Genomic DNA, 14,451 nt, shown 5'->3' with positions numbered 1-14,451 from the left:
ACAGCGACGCTGAGCCCTCCGCCCCGCCGACTACTTGCGCCAGCGCTGGGCCGGCGCGCCTCGGCGCCGTCGTGCGGAGGTGTCTGCGCAGTTGTTCGGAGGTCGGTCGTGACCGCAATTTGACGACGTTCCTTCCTCGGCGGATCCGCGGCGACAGCCGGTATAGCCCTGGCGGGTCCTGGGGCAGCGGGGTCTGTATGTTCTCGACGGTGCGCTGCTGCCCGGCAATGCCGCGGCATGCAATCCGTCGATGACCATCGCGGCCGTGGCCGAACGTGCCGTGGACAACCTCGTCGCCCAGGATGTCGGAGTGGTGATCTGACCGATCGCCGGCGCCGAGCCTCAGTGGCGGTCGAGGATGGTGGCGAAATCGGTTCCCGCCGGCAGGGATCCGTACTGGAAGTCGCGGTCCGCGCCGAGGCGGGCCGCGAGGAACGCCTCGGCGACCGGTGCCGGCGAGTGACGCAGCAGCAGTGATGCCTGCAGACCCAGCGCCATCGCCGAGGCGACTCCGCGGGCCCGCAGTTGTGCCTGCTCGGCGGGAAGCGACGACAGTTCGGCGAGCGCGGCGCGAAGCCGATCGTGGTGGCTGTCGAACAGGGCCGACGCACCGCGAGCCGTGGCGAGCTCCGCGTCGAAGGCATCCACCGACTCGGGTTCGCGGGTCATCGCGCGCAGGACGTCCAGAGCGATGACATTGCCGGAACCCTCCCAGACCGCCATGACCGGCTGCTCACGGTACCGGCGAGCGAGGGGGAACGCCTCGGTGTAGCCGTTACCGCCGAGGCATTCCAGAGCCTCGTAGGCATGGTGCGGCCCGCGCTTGCAGATCCAGTACTTCGCGACCGCGGTGGCGAGCCGCCGGAACGCCTGCTCCGTATCGCCGGCGTCCGCGTCGTGGGCGCGGGCGAGGCGCAGCGCGGTGACGGTGGCCGCTTCGGACTCGAGCGCGAGATCGGCGGCGACCGCGGTCATGGCGGGCTGGTCGATCAGGGTCGCGCCGAAGGCGGCGCGGTGCCGGACGTGCCACAGCGCCTCGGCGACGGACTGCCGCATCCCGGCCGCCGAGCCGTACACGCAGTCGAGGCGAGTGCGGGACACCATCTCGATGATGGTCCGCACACCGCGACCCGGCTCGCCGACGAGAAAGCCCAGGGTGCCGTCGAGTTCGATCTCCGACGACGCATTGGACTTGTTGCCGAGCTTGTCCTTCAGCCGCTGGATCCGGAACACGTTGCGGGTACCGTCCTCGAGTACGCGCGGCACCAGGAAGCAGGACAGCGCCGCGGAATCGGCCAGGTGCGCGTCCTGCGCCTGCGCGAGAATCAGGAAGCCGTCGGACATGGGGGCCGAACAGAACCATTTGTGGCCGGTCAGCGACCAGCTTCCGTTGCCGTTGGGTACCGCGCGGGTGGTGTTGGCCCGGACGTCGGAGCCGCCCTGTTTCTCGGTGATCGCCATACCGAACAGCACTCCGGGTTTGTCACCGGGAGCCCGCAGGCGGCCGTCGTAGCCGCGGCTGTAGAGCCGCGGCAACCACAGGTGCGCGATCTCGGGCGAGAATTCCAGCGCCGGAACGACCGAATGGGTCATCGAGATCGGGCAGGCGTGGCCCGCCTCGACCTGCGCGAAAAGCATGAACGTCGCGGCTCGTGCGACATTGGCGCCGGGCCGGGGATCCGCCCAGGCGGAGGTGTGCGCTCCGTGCGCGACGGCGGCGCCGATGATCCGGTGATAGGCCGGATGGAACTCGACCTCGTCGATCCGGTTGCCGTACCTGTCGTGGGAGTGGAAGACCGGGGGAACGGTATTCGCCAGTTCGGCGTCGTGCTGGAAGGACTCGGTACCCACCAGGTCGCCGACATCGGTGAGGGACCCGGCCGCCCAGCCGGCGTCGTACCGCGCCACCCCCTCGGCCAGCGGAATATTCGAGGTGTACTCGTTCACGCCGGTGCGCGGTGGGGCCTGATTGAACACTTCGTGCGTGCGGAAACCCGGCGCGACGGTGGCTGTCATGAGTCTTTCCCTTCGATACGCCGCACGGTGCCGGCGGAAGCCGACGGGCGGATGGGCGGAGCGTCTCCGGTGTAGTCGATGCCGTGGAAGCAGAACCGGAGGATGGATTCGACGATCCGGTGGTCGTCGGCGTCGTCGGTCACCGCGTGGCCGGCGGACAGCCGCCCGGTCAGTGATTCGCTGATGGCGCCGATCAGGGCGGCGGCGGTCACGCCGAGATGCTGGTCGGGGAAGACCCCGGACGCGATACCGTCGCGCAGGATCTCCGTCGTCAGCCGGTGGTAGGCCGCGCGGTAGGTCAGGCGTTCGGCCTCGATACGGGGATCGACCGGCTCGAAGAGCAGTGACCACGCCATCTGCCTGCCCCGGATGGCGCGGAGTGCGAACGTTTCCACCAGCGCCCGCAGCTGAGCCGCCGGACCTTCCGCGGATTCGACCGCTGCCCGGGTGGCCGCGAGCTCCCGGTCGGCGCCGGCCCGGAACACGGCCGCCAGCAGGTCGGCGTTGCTGTCGAAGTACGAGTACACCGTACCCACGCTGAGCTGGGATCTCTCGGCGATCGCCTTGACGGTCGCGGCGGCGAATCCGCCGGTCGCGACCAAGGCGCCGGCTTCGTCGAGGAGCGCGGCTCGACGCCGTGCCCGGGCGGCACGCGTCTTCTCGGTCGGCCGGTACGCCACTCGTCCGGACCCCTTTCCATAAGGTTTGAATCGTGATTCAATTCTTCCCGCTCGAACTGTAGACCCATTCCCGACCCACGGCAACGCCCGCTGGATCGATGCCGACCGCGAGGAGTAGCCGATGGACCTGACCACGATGCTGGAGAGCAGCGCCCGCAGATATCCCGGCAAGGTCGCCATCGCCTACGGTGCCGAGGAGATCACCTATGCCGAGCTGCTCTCGGCGTCGAAGCGGGCCGCGAACCTGCTGCGTGCTCGCGGCGTCGAGCCCGGGGATCGGGTCGCGGTGATGACCTACAACTCTCCCGGGTTCGCGGTCGCGGCGTTCGGTGCCTGGCGGGCCGGCGCGGCGCTGGTGCCGGTCAATCACAAGCTGACAGTGCCGGAGGTGGAATACACCCTCGGCCACTGCGGCGCGCGGGTGGGTGTGGTGTCGGCGGATCTCCGCGCGACCGCGGAAGCCGGTGCGCCGCAGGTCGATTGGTTGTCGACCGAGCTGGGTGAGCACACCGGGGCGCACGACGACTTCGACGGGCTGGTCGCCGGGGCGGACGAGTGGCCGGGGCCGCCGGTGGCGGAGTCCGAGATCGCGCAGGTGCTCTACACCTCCGGCACCACCAGTGCGCCCAAGGGATGCCTGCATACCCACCGCTCGATCACCACGGTCGCGTCCTACATCGCGACCACGCTCGGTCTCGACCGGGACGAGCGAGTGCTGATCGCGATGCCGATCTGGCACGCGGCCCCGCTCAACGTCTGGTTCGTCACCACGTTGTTCCTCGGCGGCACGGTCGTCCTGATGCGCGAATACCACCCCCTGGCTGTCCTGAAGATCATCGAAGAGCAGCGGATCACGGCGTTCTTCGGCGCGCCGATCGCCTACCTGGCCCCGTTGCAGGCGACGAAGGCGGCCGGCGCCGAGATGAGTGACTTCGACCTGTCGTCCGTACGGCGGTGGACCTACGGCGGTGCGCCCGTCGGCGCCGAAGTGGCGCGGCAGCTACAGCAGGCGTACCGGTCCGAGAACTTCTACCAGGTGTACGGGATGAGCGAGATGGGACCGGCCGGGACCGCGCTGTACCCGGACGAACAGCTCACGAAGGCCGGCTCGATCGGGCGTTGCGGTATGCCCGGGGTGGATCTACGTGTGGTCCGGCCCGATGGCGCGGATGCCGGACCCGGCGAGACGGGTGAGATCTGGCTCGCCGGCGACACCCGGATGAGCGGTTATCTGAACAACGACGAGGCCACCGCCGAGGTATTCGACGGCCGGTGGTACCGGAGCGGTGACGTCGCGCGGCTGGACGAGGACGGCTACATCTACATCGTCGATCGCACCAAGGACGTCATCATCACCGGAGGTGAGAACGTCTATTCGCAGGAAGTCGAGGAAGCGATCCGCCCTCGTGCGGATGTCCGGGATGTCGCGGTGATCGGTCGTCCGCATCCGGAGTGGGGTGAGACCGTGGTCGCCGTGGTGGCCCCGGCCGAGGGTGCGGAACTCGATGTCGTGGAGTTGCGCGCCTACCTCTCGGACAAGCTCGCCCGATACAAGATTCCCCGCGAATTGGTCCTCGTGGACGAGCTGCCGCGGAACCCGTCCGGCAAGCTCACCAAGCACGTGCTGCGAAAGGCGCTCGTGGGCGCATGAACTCGTCCATGTAACCACTCGTGATCACGGGCCCCGGAACCGATCGACGATTCGTGACCGCCTGGTATCCGTTCGAAGTCCTGGATTTTTGCCGCTCGCACCTATCGACCCCAGGGATAACCAGGAATACGCTGGAGGCTCGTCCAGCATGATGTGGTCTACGCCACAGTGGGGGATTCTCGAGTCTCGGCCGCTTCCGCGTCGCCGGCGCAGCGGCAGCCGGGGCGAGTCAGGAGAGGGCATGAAAGGCGGAGCAAGAATTGCAGTAGGGGTGGGTGTCGGTTACCTGCTCGGGCGTACACGCAAGATGCGCTGGGCGCTGGCGCTGGCCGGCGCCGCGATGTCGAAACGCTCGTCGGGAGTCGCGGGGGAACTGCTCGAGCAGGGGGCCGCGTCGTTGAAGTCGCCGGAGCTGACCAAGATCACCGAAACTGTGCGCGGCGAGCTGATGGATGCGGTGCGCTCCGCCGCCGTGACCGCGGCGGCCAATCGGGTCGATGCGCTGAACGCCCGGTTGCAGCGGCCGCCCGCCGCGCTCGGCGACGAAGGCGGCGACGACCGGGGTGCGACGGCTGCCGAACTGCCCGAGGACGACGAGCAGGAGCCGGTCGAAGACGATCTCGACGAGTCCGCCGACGAGGAAACGGACCGAGACGATACCGAGGAGCCCGCGCCGCGAACGCGTGCCCGCCGGGCAGAGGCGGCGAAGGGGAGCCGGTCCGGCTCCCGGACATCCAGCCGATCTCCCGCCTCGACGGACCGGACCGCCGCCGCACCGAATCGACGGCGGGCCCGGTCCGGCACGGACGAAGCACCTGTACGGCGCACGAGGAGGTAGCAGTCATGGCGGCCGCGAAAGCTTTGCGCGACACAGTGTCCGGCGCCGGCCGGGCGGCCTCCGGTGCCACCGGGCGGGCCGCGGGCACGGCGACGGCGGCAGGTTCGGCGGCCCGGCGGACGGCCGAGGGCGTGGCCCCCACGCCCACCGAACTGCTCCGGCAGTCGGTGCAGAACCTCGGGGTCACCCTGGCCGAACGCGCTGTGTCCGGGTTATCGGGCAGAGTGTCGGGTGCGGCCGGCCGGCTCGATCAGTATGCCGGGGGTGACGGCGGGAATCTGCTGTCCGCGGTGACCGGGGCGGAGAAGCTGGCCGAGGGGGCGTCCCCGGTGAAGGCAGCTTTCAGCGCCGGGATGACAAAACTCGGTCACTCGGTCAAAGGCACGATCTCGTCGGCCAAGGAATCGCTCACCGGTGGTGGGGGCAAGGGCTCCGGGGCGAAGAAGTCCAAAGTCACCAATATCGTCGAACATATCGACGTCGGAGTGCCGATCGACCTCGTCTACGACCAGTGGACCCAGTTCGCCGACTATCCCAAGTTCATGAAGAAGGTCGAGCAGGTCGAGCAGGTCTCCGACGAGAAGGTCTCCTGGACCGGCCATGTGTTCTGGTCCCGGCGGACCTGGGAATCCACCATCCTCGAACAGGTGCCCTTCGAGCGGATCGTCTGGCGATCGAAAGGCGCCAAGGGCTATATCGACGGTGCGGTGACCTTCCATGAGATCGGGCCGAATCTCACGCGGATCATCGTGGTGCTCGAATACCACCCCAACGGTTTCTTCGAGAAGACCGCCAATATGTGGCGCGCGGCCGGCCGCCGCTGCCGGTTGGAACTCAAATTGTTCGAGCGGCATCTGATGACCGAGGCCGTCCTCCATCCCGACGATCGAGGGCTGGCACGGGGAGATCCACGACGGCGAGATCGTCGAGGACGACGAGACCGCCCGGCAACGGGCCGAAGAGGACACCGAAGACGAGGAGGAGGCGCCGGAAGACGACGGTGAAGCGGCGGAGCGGGACCACGACGAAGCCGACGAAACCCACGACGAGGGCGAGGAGCCGGACGAGGACGACGAGGCAGCCGAGGACGACGAGGCGCTCGACGCCGAGAAGCCGGACGAGCACGACGACGAGGCGGAGGCCCCAGCGGGGGAGTCCGGAACGCGGCGCCGCTCCACCGGGCGTCGCGCCACGACACCGCGGCGTACCCGGGAGAGGCGAGGAGCGCGCTCATGACGATCGAACCCGCCGGCGGTGCCGGAACCGGCACCTTGGCCCGGCCGAATTCCTCCGGACTGGCCGAAGTCGTCGACACCATTCTGGACAAAGGACTGGTCGTCGATGCGTTCGTCCGGGTTTCGCTGGTCGGAATCGAACTGCTGACCATCGACGCCCGGGTCGTGGTGGCCAGCGTCGATACCTACCTGCGTTTCGCCGAGGCTGTCGACCGCCTCGAGATATCCGGCAGCGAGCCCAAGGGCCTCACCGATCTGGTCGGCGATGTCACGGAAGGCGCGGCGGAGCACAAGACGAAGGGCGCGATCGAGGCCGCGGGGCAGAAGGTCCAGGACTTCCTCGGTGACATGCAGGAGAAACAGCGGGCGTCCGGGCGGTCTCCGGGACGGGACGACAACTGATGTCCGCGGCCGGCACGGTACGGGAGAACGATCGTGCGGAGCGCACCGCCGTATACGTGTACGGCATCGTGGCCGGCGATGTCGAAACGGAACCGCACGCGCGCGGTATCGGCGATCCGCCGGTGGACGTCGCCGTCGTGCGCCACGGCGAGATCGCCGCACTGATCAGCGAGATTTCGCTCGACCGCCCGCTCGGTACCCCCGACGACCTCACCGCGCACGCGCGGTTGCTCGACGGGACCGCGGCGGTGGCCCCGGTGCTGCCGCTGCGATTCGGCGGTGTCGTGACCGATACGGCGGCGGTGGAGAACGAACTGCTCGCCCCCAATTACGACGAGTTCCGGGCGGCGCTGAACGAGCTCGAGGGTCACGCGCAGTTCGTGATCCGCGGCCGCTACGCCGAGGACGCGATCCTGCGGGAGGTGCTGCACGAGAACGCCGATGCGGCTCGGTTACGGGCGGAGATCCGTGACAGACCGGAAGCGGCCACCAGGGACGCGCGGATCGCGCTGGGCGAGATCGTGAACCGGACGATCGAGGCCAAACGTGCCCAGGACACGCAGCGGGTGGTCGCGGCGCTCGGCGAAGTCGATGCGAAAGTACGGGAGCGGCAGCCCACGCACGAAGAGGACGCCGCTCACCTCGCTGTGCTCATCGACCTGTCCCGAGAGGACGCCCTGGCGCGGGCGCTGACCGATCTCGGCGACGAATGGGACGGGCGGGTCCGGCTGAGCCTGCTGGGGCCGATGGCGCCCTACGATTTTGTCACCGCGCATGAGCCCACGGGGTGAGTGATGGGTTTGCTCTCCGCGATCGTCTCGTTGCCGCTGGCGCCGGTCCGCGGGGTGATCTGGCTGGGCGAAGTGATCCAGGACCAGGTCGAACAGGAGATGCGCAGCCCCGCCGCCATCCGGCGGGAGATCGAGGAGATCGAGGCGGCGGCCGAGGCCGGGAATATCTCCGAGGACGAGCGCGACCAGGCGCTCCGGACGGTTGTCGCCCGGATGAGCCGGCCGCTCGGTGCGGCACCGGCCGATGAAGGGAGTGAACAGCGTGAGCCGTAGAACAACCGCCGACGATTCCGGGGAGGTCGAGACCGGCTCGGCCGGGCGTCCGATGACCGCAACGGCCGCCGCCAGCGCGGCGATCGAACAGCTGACGGCACTGACCTCGAAATCGGTGGAAGGCGTCACCTCCATGGAACCCCTCGAGGACGGCCGCCTGGTGGAGATCGAGGTGCTCGAGGACCACCGCATTCCGTCGTCGTCGGATATGCTCGCGCTCTACGAAGTGGAGATCGACTTCGACGGCAATCTGCTCGCCTACCGGAGAACGGCCCGCTATGCCCGCGGCAGCACCGACATCGGTGGCCGGAGATGACGGTGGTCGGCGGCGGCTCGTATGCGCCGGAACCCTACGGCGGCGGCCATCAGTCGTCGAACCTGGCCGATATTCTCGAGCGGGTGCTCGACAAGGGCTTGGTGATCGCGGGCGATATCCAGGTCAACCTCCTCGATATCGAATTGCTCACCATCAAACTGCGATTGGTCGTCGCCTCGCTGGAGACGGCCAAGGCGGTGGGTATCGACTGGTGGGAGACCGACCCGTGGCTCAACAGCAAAGCCCGGTCACTGGAACGGCCGCAGCGCACAGTGGAGCTGGAGAACCGCGAATTACGTGACCGTATCGCAGAACTCGAGGCGCGCGAGGAACGCCGCGCGGCCCTCGAGGCCCGGCGCGAGTACCAGGAAGACGAGCAGCCGTGACCGACGGGGTCTGGCTGTACGCGGTGACGCTCGCCGCGGACGCCGTGTCGGACTTCGGCGAGATCACCGGTGTGGCAGGGGAATCCGTGCGGGTGGTTGTGGAGGACCCGCTGGCCGCCGTTGTCGGTTCGGTACCGCTCGAGGTCTTCGGGGAACAACCGCTGCGCCGGAACCTGGAGGATCTGGACTGGCTGGCGGCGACGGCCCGGGCACACGATGTCGTGGTCGCCGCCGTGGTGGGCCGCGCTGCCGCGGTTCCGCTACGCCTGGCCACCGTTTTCCTCGACGACGAGCGGGTGCGTGAGCTGCTGGGCGACCGGCGAACGGCGTTGGAGGCGGCGCTGGTCCTGGTGAGCGGCCGGACCGAGTGGGGAGTGAAAGCCTACGGTGACCGTGGCGCACTCACCGCGGCGGTGGCCGCGGCTCGCGCCGCGGACGAAGGTAACGCAGCGGGCGCCGGCACCGCCTACCTGGCCCGCCGTCGTGCGCAGCTGTCCGCCCAGGAGACCGTGGAAAACGATGCGGCCCAGCGTGCGGAGAAGATCCACGCACGATTGACCCGCCGAGCCGCGGCCGGCCGGCGTCAGGCGACCACCGATCCGGCATTGAGCGGGCGCCGCGACTGGATGGTCCTCAACGGCACCTACCTGGTGGACGACGATCGGTCCGATGATTTCGCCGCGACGGTCAAGGCTCTCGGCGACGAATTCCCCGGTATCCGATTGGAACTGACGGGTCCGTGGCCGCCGTATTCGTTCGCGGGCGTGGAACGCGAGCCGTTGTGAGTACCGTCGACGGCGAACGCCGCGTCGCCCTGGTCGATCTGCTGGACCGGGTGCTCGCCGGTGGGGTGGTCGTCTCCGGCGATATCAAACTCGCCATCGCGGACGTGGACCTCGTCCAGATCTCGCTGCGAGCCCTGATCTCCTCGATCAGTGCGCTGTCCGGGCCCCCGCCGGAGCTTCCACGATGACCGAATTCGACGGCCTGTCACCGCGTATCGACACGGACCCGGAGTCGGTGGAGCGCGGCCTGGTCACGCTGGTCCTGACCCTGGTGGAACTGCTGCGGCAGCTGATGGAACGCCAAGCGCTGCGGCGGGTGGACGACGGCAGCCTCGGTGAAGAACAGATCGAGCGCATCGGCACCACACTGATGTTGCTCGAACAGCGGATGGACGAGCTGCGCGAGCATTTCGGCCTCACACCCGAAGACCTCAACATCGACCTCGGACCCCTCGGTCCGCTTCTTCCGGAGAACCCGTCCGGCCGCCTGTCGTGAGGTAGCCGCGGGCCGGCACCTGCGCGCCGCGCTTGTCCCCGCTCCGGGTGGGAACGTCGCCCGAGAATGAGAAAGGCTCCACACCCATAGGGTGCGGAGCCTGGAACTCACGCGTCTCAGATGGCGCGGACGTCCTGAGCCTGCGGGCCCTTCTGGCCCTGGCCGATCTCGAACTCCACGCGCTGACCCTCATCGAGGGACTTGAAACCCGAGCCACTGATGGCCGAGTAATGCACGAAGACGTCAGGTCCGCCTCCGTCTTGGGCGATGAAGCCGAAGCCTTTTTCGCCGTTGAACCACTTCACACTGCCTTGCGCCATGCTTTACAACTTCATTTCTGTAGGTGAGCCGAGTAGATCACTTCGATTGGCCCGGTCTCGACGACTATCTTGCCACACTCTCGGGCATCCCGGCGCCGGGGTCCCGATATCGGTAGTGCTGCCCCGGTACGAAAACCTGTCGGCGCCAACAGATCACCTTCAGGGGTGAGTTCGCCCACAGGGGTGTTCCGAGGGGTGATCAACAGGTCACGTGGACGTCGGCGGCCGAATCGAAGGATACGTGGACGTGGTCGTAGTGGTTTTCCGTGGGACTGCCGCGGTCCTCCATGTACGACCAGCCGCTGCCGTCGTTGTATCGCTGCTGCCAGATCACGTAGGTCACGCCGAACCGTTCTTTGTTCGCCAGGACGAAGTCGGCGATCGCGTCACCACGTGCGGGATCGCTGGTCATGAAGTCCAGCGCCAGGCCGGCGCCGTGATCGCCGTCGTACCGGCCGTTCGCGCCACCGATATCGGCAACACCGAAGGTCTGGTCGATCAGGTTGCCCACCGCTGCCACCTGCGGCTGAGCCCCCGCGAGTTCGGTCGAACACGGCATCGGGGGCGGCGGTGGGGGTGCGAGACGTTTGGCGTATCTGGCCGGCTCCCGTGGCCGATCGACCGCGGCGACCGCCAGCGGTGCGTCCGGTGCCGGCTGGGGGGCCTGGTCCATGCCGGCGGCGGGTACTGCCGGCGAGTCGACGGCCGCGGTGGCAGGCTGTTGATCCGGTCCCGGCCGGGCCGTCACCGACAGGGCGATCACCGCCGTGGCCGCGATCGCGCTTCCGGCCAGTGGGGCGATCTTCTTGACTCGGGCCGGTTTGCGGTGTTGACCAGGCATTATCGTGACCACTCATTACGCTCGGAGACAAGATCACCGTTAGATTACGAAATGGTCGCGGTGAAGTCACGGTGCTGGCACACATGGGTCATGAGGCGGGGGGTTCGGCGAAGCCGCCGAGTTCCAGGCGCCCGGCGGGAGCGGAACGGGCGGAGTGCGGGCCCGCCGGGCGATCACCGCAAGAATTCCGGCCCGCCGGGGCCGCTTCAGGGGAGACAATCGTCGAGCCGTCGGAAGGTCCGCACAATCGTCGCTCAGGCGCAGGCAAGATTCGTAGGAGAACCATGTTTGTCCCGTTCAGTGTCTCCGATTTCCTCGACCGCGCCGAAACCGTGTACGGCGACCGGATCGGTGTGGTCGACGAACCCGCGCAGCCGGCGCCCGGCCAGGGGGCGCTCACCTATTCCCAGGTCGCCGACCTCGCCCGCAGGCAGGCCGCCCGGCTCGATGAACTCGGCATCGGAATCGGTGAGCGGGTCGCGATCGTCAGCCACAATTCGAGCCGGTTGCTCACCTCGTTCTTCGGTGTGAGCGGATGGGGCCGGGTGCTGGTGCCGATCAACTTCCGCCTGCGTCCGGACGAAGTGCGCTACATCCTCGAAGATTCCGGTGCCCGCGTGCTGTATGTGGATCCGGAGCTCGCGGACTCGCTCGGTGAGATCGACTGCGAGCACACGTTCGTGCTGGGCTCGGATGCCGACCTCTACGCTGCGCCGGGTTCGGTGCCGGCGCCGTGGGAGCCGGACGAATCCGCTACCGCCACCATCAATTACACCTCCGGTACCACCGCGCGCCCGAAGGGTGTGCAGATCACCCATCGCAATATCTGGGTCAACGCGGTCACCTTCGGACTGCACGCGACGATCAGTGATCGCGACGTCTACCTGCACACCCTGCCGATGTTCCACGCGAACGGCTGGGGGCAGCCGTTCGCGATGACGGGGGTGGGCGCCCGGCACATCGTCCTCCGCAAGATCGACGGCGTCGAGATCCTGCGGCGGGTCCGCGACCACGGGGTGACGGTGATGTGTGCGGCACCCGCGGTCGCGGCCGCGGTGCTCGAGGCCGCGCAGGCGTGGGAGGGGGAGATCCCGGGGCGCGACCGGGTGCGGATCATCATGGCCGGTGCCCCGCCGCCGACGAAGACCGTCGCTCGCGTCGAGCAGGAACTCGGGTGGGAGTTCATCCAGATCTACGGTCTGACCGAAACCTCTCCGCTGCTGACCGTCAACCGCACGCGAGCGGAGTGGGACGATCTCGACCCCGAGGCCAAGGCCGCGAAACTGACCCGCGCCGGCGCCCCGGCCCTCGGCGTCCGATTGCGGGTCGAGGAGTCCGAGGAGGGCGCGGGGGAGGTGCTGGCCCGGTCCAACGTGGTGATGGAGGGCTACTGGGACCGGTCCGAGGAGAGCGCGGACGCGCTCGCCGACGGCTGGTTCCATACCGGCGACGGCGGCACCCTCGGCGAGGACGGCTACCTGACCATCGCCGACCGGAAGAAGGACGTCATCATCACCGGCGGCGAGAACGTCTCGTCGATCGAAGTCGAGGACTGCCTCTTCTCCCATCCCGCCGTGGCCGAGGTGGCGGTGATCGCGGTGCCGAGTGAGAAGTGGGGCGAGACGATCAAAGCGCTGGTCGTCCTGCACCCGGACGCCGAGCCGGACAGCGCGACCGAGCCGGAGCTGATCGCCTGGTGCAAACACCGGCTGGCCGGCTACAAGGCGCCGACCTCGGTCGAGTTCCGCGACGAGCTGGCCCGGACCGCGACGGGCAAACTGCAGAAGTTCAAGCTGCGCGCACCGTACTGGAGTGGCCGCGGCCGGCAGGTCAACTGAGCTCCGCCGCGGTCCTATCGGGCACCGGTCGGCAGTTCCGCCCCACGACTTGGGGCGGAACCGCCGAGATGACGGCCGGACTGCGGTATGCGTGCGGTGCCGGCCTCGCGTTCACCGCTTGGCGTAGTCGGTGACACCCTGCCAGTCGATCATGACGCAGGGTTCGTCGCCGACGGTCCAGGCGTCGTGTCCGGGCGGCACGATCATGAAATCGCCGGGTCCGTACTCCTGTTTCTCGCCGTCGTCCATGACCACCGTCAGGTGTCCCGACACGCAGTAGCCCATATGGGGCGCCTGGCAACTATCGGTCCCGGCAATCGGCTTGACGTGGTCCGACCACCGCCAGCCGGGTTCGAACACCGCCCGGCCCACCGGACCGGTATCCAGATTGACCAGGTCGAGTTTGCCCTTGCCCGCCTCGAACGGGCGGGTTTCCTCGGGCGAATCGAAATTCTTGCGTACCAAACCGGACATGTCCGTTCTCCTCGGTACTACTGCCCCTGCTTCGGATGGGTCGGAATCGTCCCCGGTCGCTTCGTTGCCACCGAGTACGAGCACACAGCCGATCGCTCGTCCTGCTCTGCGCCTCATTACGTCGACACACAATCGAGTTCGCCGCGCCGCGCTGCGTCGACGTGTTCCCCACCCACCTGCGGCGCCGTACGAACCGGCACGCCCGGGAAAATAGATATGATCTGGATCACACTCTACTGCGGCGGGTGTAGCGGCGGCAAGGTAGCGGCGCCGCGGCGATCAGGCAGGGATGGTGCCGACGAGCCCGCCGTCGACGATCAGATCCTGGCCGTTGATGTACGAAGCCTCGGCGGAGGCGAGGAAAGCGACCGCCGCGGCGACCTCTTCGGGGCGGCCGAACCTATGCGCGGCGACGCGGTTTCTGTTCGAGGCCGCGACTTCTTCGGGGAGGCCGGCCTCGGGGTACATCGGCGTGTCGATATAGCCGGGGCTGATGGAATTGACGCGGATATCGCGAGGGGCGAGCTCCGCGGCGAGGGTGCGGGCGAGATTGTGCACCGCCGCCTTGGTGGCGGAGTAGACCGACAACCCATCGACGCCCCGGTGCAGGGTCCACGAAGCATTGACAACGATGGCACCACCGTCCGGGATGAGGGGCAGTGCTTTCTGCACCGTGAAGAACGCGCCCTTGAAGTTGACCGCCACGGACCGGTCGAAATCGTCCTCGGTGATCTCTCGGCTCGGCTTGAAGATGCCCACCCCGGCGTTGGCGAAGACCACGTCCAGCCGGCCGTACCGGTTTCGGATGTCCTGCACGAGGTCGTCCAGGGCGGTCAGGTCGGCGACGTCCGCGACGAACCCGTGGGTCCGGTCGCCGAGGTCGGCCGCTGCCGTTTTCAGGCGGTCGGCGTCGCGGCCGGTGATGACGACCTGTGCGCCCTCGTCGAGCAGGCGTTGCGCCGTGGCCTTTCCCATTCCGCTGGTTCCGCCGGTGACCAGTGCGACCTTGTCGGTGTATCGAGTCATGGTTCGAGCGTGGGTGTTCCACCGGCCGGGGAACAGACCGAGCTGATACTGGGTGTGGCACCACCAGGCACCGTGCCTGTGCC

At 68.1% G+C, this 14,451-nt stretch carries 18 protein-coding genes and 1 pseudogene; 13 read left to right on the top strand and 6 right to left on the bottom strand.

Annotation, left to right across the window (positions count from 1 at the left end; translation table 11 throughout):
- Nucleotides 1-172: 172 nt before the first annotated feature.
- Nucleotides 173-322 (top strand): annotated as a pseudogene (locus ACIA75_RS22995) (cholesterol oxidase); the annotation flags it as partial.
- Between the two features lie 20 nt (nucleotides 323-342).
- On the opposite strand, the gene ACIA75_RS22990 reads toward ACIA75_RS22995, so the two are convergent.
- Nucleotides 343-2,016, bottom strand: a complete 1,674-nt coding sequence (locus tag ACIA75_RS22990) for an acyl-CoA dehydrogenase family protein (protein WP_397107214.1) — start codon at nucleotides 2,014-2,016, stop codon at nucleotides 343-345.
- Nucleotides 2,013-2,696, bottom strand: a complete 684-nt coding sequence (locus tag ACIA75_RS22985) for a TetR/AcrR family transcriptional regulator (protein ID WP_397107212.1) — start codon at nucleotides 2,694-2,696, stop codon at nucleotides 2,013-2,015. The genes ACIA75_RS22990 and ACIA75_RS22985 overlap by 4 nt, the downstream gene beginning before the upstream one ends.
- Nucleotides 2,697-2,817: 121 nt before the next feature.
- Here ACIA75_RS22985 and ACIA75_RS22980 point away from each other — a divergent pair, with 121 nt between their 5' ends.
- The 11 genes from ACIA75_RS22980 (at nucleotide 2,818) to ACIA75_RS22930 (ending at nucleotide 9,869) form a co-directional block, all read left to right on the top strand.
- On the top strand, nucleotides 2,818-4,347 hold the full coding sequence (locus ACIA75_RS22980; RefSeq protein ID WP_397107210.1) for a class I adenylate-forming enzyme family protein: 1,530 nt from the start codon (nucleotides 2,818-2,820) through the stop codon (nucleotides 4,345-4,347).
- 241 nt (nucleotides 4,348-4,588) lie between these two features.
- The gene (locus ACIA75_RS22975) at nucleotides 4,589-5,185 is read left to right on the top strand and encodes a hypothetical protein (RefSeq protein ID WP_397107208.1); all 597 of its coding nucleotides are present in this window, start codon (nucleotides 4,589-4,591) and stop codon (nucleotides 5,183-5,185) included.
- Nucleotides 5,186-5,190: 5 nt separating this feature from the next.
- On the top strand, nucleotides 5,191-6,189 hold the full coding sequence (locus tag ACIA75_RS22970; protein WP_397107206.1) for an SRPBCC family protein: 999 nt from the start codon (nucleotides 5,191-5,193) through the stop codon (nucleotides 6,187-6,189).
- 228 nt (nucleotides 6,190-6,417) lie between these two features.
- Nucleotides 6,418-6,822 (top strand): gas vesicle protein GvpJ, encoded by a 405-nt coding sequence (gvpJ, locus tag ACIA75_RS22965; protein ID WP_397107204.1) that lies wholly within the window; start codon nucleotides 6,418-6,420, stop codon nucleotides 6,820-6,822.
- Nucleotides 6,822-7,613 carry a GvpL/GvpF family gas vesicle protein gene (locus tag ACIA75_RS22960; protein WP_397107202.1) on the top strand — a complete coding sequence of 264 codons (792 nt, stop codon included), beginning with the start codon at nucleotides 6,822-6,824 and terminating at the stop codon, nucleotides 7,611-7,613. The genes gvpJ and ACIA75_RS22960 overlap by 1 nt, the downstream gene beginning before the upstream one ends.
- Before the next feature lie 3 nt (nucleotides 7,614-7,616).
- The gene (locus tag ACIA75_RS22955) at nucleotides 7,617-7,886 is read left to right on the top strand and encodes a gas vesicle protein GvpG (RefSeq protein ID WP_397107201.1); all 270 of its coding nucleotides are present in this window, start codon (nucleotides 7,617-7,619) and stop codon (nucleotides 7,884-7,886) included.
- Entirely contained in the window at nucleotides 7,876-8,202 is a 327-nt protein-coding gene (gene gvpO, locus ACIA75_RS22950) for a gas vesicle protein GvpO (protein WP_397107199.1), read from the top strand. The genes ACIA75_RS22955 and gvpO overlap by 11 nt, the downstream gene beginning before the upstream one ends.
- The gene (locus ACIA75_RS22945; RefSeq protein ID WP_397107197.1) at nucleotides 8,199-8,588 is read left to right on the top strand and encodes a gas vesicle protein; all 390 of its coding nucleotides are present in this window, start codon (nucleotides 8,199-8,201) and stop codon (nucleotides 8,586-8,588) included. The genes gvpO and ACIA75_RS22945 overlap by 4 nt, the downstream gene beginning before the upstream one ends.
- Complete coding sequence (locus ACIA75_RS22940) at nucleotides 8,585-9,373, top strand: GvpL/GvpF family gas vesicle protein (RefSeq protein WP_397107195.1); 789 nt, start codon at nucleotides 8,585-8,587, stop codon at nucleotides 9,371-9,373. The genes ACIA75_RS22945 and ACIA75_RS22940 overlap by 4 nt, the downstream gene beginning before the upstream one ends.
- Nucleotides 9,370-9,561: a gas vesicle protein gene (locus tag ACIA75_RS22935; RefSeq protein ID WP_397107193.1), complete on the top strand. Its 192-nt coding sequence runs from the start codon at nucleotides 9,370-9,372 to the stop codon at nucleotides 9,559-9,561. Before ACIA75_RS22940 ends, ACIA75_RS22935 begins: the two co-directional genes overlap by 4 nt.
- Entirely contained in the window at nucleotides 9,558-9,869 is a 312-nt protein-coding gene (locus tag ACIA75_RS22930; protein WP_397107191.1) for a gas vesicle protein K, read from the top strand. Before ACIA75_RS22935 ends, ACIA75_RS22930 begins: the two co-directional genes overlap by 4 nt.
- A gap of 116 nt (nucleotides 9,870-9,985) precedes the next feature.
- On the opposite strand, the gene ACIA75_RS22925 is transcribed toward ACIA75_RS22930, so the two are convergent.
- On the bottom strand, nucleotides 9,986-10,189 hold the full coding sequence (locus ACIA75_RS22925) for a cold-shock protein (protein WP_357232778.1): 204 nt from the start codon (nucleotides 10,187-10,189) through the stop codon (nucleotides 9,986-9,988).
- 199 nt (nucleotides 10,190-10,388) lie between these two features.
- Nucleotides 10,389-11,030: a hypothetical protein gene (locus ACIA75_RS22920; RefSeq protein ID WP_397107188.1), complete on the bottom strand. Its 642-nt coding sequence runs from the start codon at nucleotides 11,028-11,030 to the stop codon at nucleotides 10,389-10,391.
- 284 nt (nucleotides 11,031-11,314) lie between these two features.
- Between ACIA75_RS22920 and ACIA75_RS22915 the strand changes: the two genes are divergently transcribed.
- Nucleotides 11,315-12,868 carry an AMP-binding protein gene (locus tag ACIA75_RS22915; protein WP_397107186.1) on the top strand — a complete coding sequence of 518 codons (1,554 nt, stop codon included), beginning with the start codon at nucleotides 11,315-11,317 and terminating at the stop codon, nucleotides 12,866-12,868.
- Nucleotides 12,869-12,979: 111 nt separating this feature from the next.
- Here the strand turns inward: ACIA75_RS22915 and ACIA75_RS22910 are convergent, their stop codons facing one another.
- Both ACIA75_RS22910 and ACIA75_RS22905 read right to left on the bottom strand, forming a co-directional pair.
- Entirely contained in the window at nucleotides 12,980-13,342 is a 363-nt protein-coding gene (locus ACIA75_RS22910; RefSeq protein ID WP_397107184.1) for a cupin domain-containing protein, read from the bottom strand.
- A 279-nt stretch (nucleotides 13,343-13,621) separates the two neighbouring features.
- Entirely contained in the window at nucleotides 13,622-14,368 is a 747-nt protein-coding gene (locus ACIA75_RS22905; protein WP_397107182.1) for an SDR family NAD(P)-dependent oxidoreductase, read from the bottom strand.
- Nucleotides 14,369-14,451 lie beyond the last annotated feature (83 nt).

Source organism: Nocardia sp. NPDC051750 (genome assembly GCF_044453135.1).
Classification (GTDB): Bacteria; Actinomycetota; Actinomycetes; order Mycobacteriales; family Mycobacteriaceae; genus Nocardia.
This window is presented reverse-complemented; position numbering and strand designations above follow the sequence as displayed.

Coding starts and splice junctions, on each gene's coding strand:
- ACIA75_RS22990 (WP_397107214.1), bottom strand. CDS start 2,016: ATGACAGCCACCGTCGCGCCGGGTTTCCGCACGCACGAAGTGTTCAAT.
- ACIA75_RS22980 (WP_397107210.1), top strand. CDS start 2,818: ATGGACCTGACCACGATGCTGGAGAGCAGCGCCCGCAGATATCCCGGC.
- ACIA75_RS22975 (WP_397107208.1), top strand. CDS start 4,589: ATGAAAGGCGGAGCAAGAATTGCAGTAGGGGTGGGTGTCGGTTACCTG.
- ACIA75_RS22970 (WP_397107206.1), top strand. CDS start 5,191: ATGGCGGCCGCGAAAGCTTTGCGCGACACAGTGTCCGGCGCCGGCCGG.
- gvpJ (WP_397107204.1), top strand. CDS start 6,418: ATGACGATCGAACCCGCCGGCGGTGCCGGAACCGGCACCTTGGCCCGG.
- ACIA75_RS22960 (WP_397107202.1), top strand. CDS start 6,822: ATGTCCGCGGCCGGCACGGTACGGGAGAACGATCGTGCGGAGCGCACC.
- ACIA75_RS22955 (WP_397107201.1), top strand. CDS start 7,617: ATGGGTTTGCTCTCCGCGATCGTCTCGTTGCCGCTGGCGCCGGTCCGC.
- ACIA75_RS22945 (WP_397107197.1), top strand. CDS start 8,199: ATGACGGTGGTCGGCGGCGGCTCGTATGCGCCGGAACCCTACGGCGGC.
- ACIA75_RS22930 (WP_397107191.1), top strand. CDS start 9,558: ATGACCGAATTCGACGGCCTGTCACCGCGTATCGACACGGACCCGGAG.
- ACIA75_RS22925 (WP_357232778.1), bottom strand. CDS start 10,189: ATGGCGCAAGGCAGTGTGAAGTGGTTCAACGGCGAAAAAGGCTTCGGC.
- ACIA75_RS22920 (WP_397107188.1), bottom strand. CDS start 11,030: ATGCCTGGTCAACACCGCAAACCGGCCCGAGTCAAGAAGATCGCCCCA.
- ACIA75_RS22915 (WP_397107186.1), top strand. CDS start 11,315: ATGTTTGTCCCGTTCAGTGTCTCCGATTTCCTCGACCGCGCCGAAACC.
- ACIA75_RS22910 (WP_397107184.1), bottom strand. CDS start 13,342: ATGTCCGGTTTGGTACGCAAGAATTTCGATTCGCCCGAGGAAACCCGC.
- ACIA75_RS22905 (WP_397107182.1), bottom strand. CDS start 14,368: ATGACTCGATACACCGACAAGGTCGCACTGGTCACCGGCGGAACCAGC.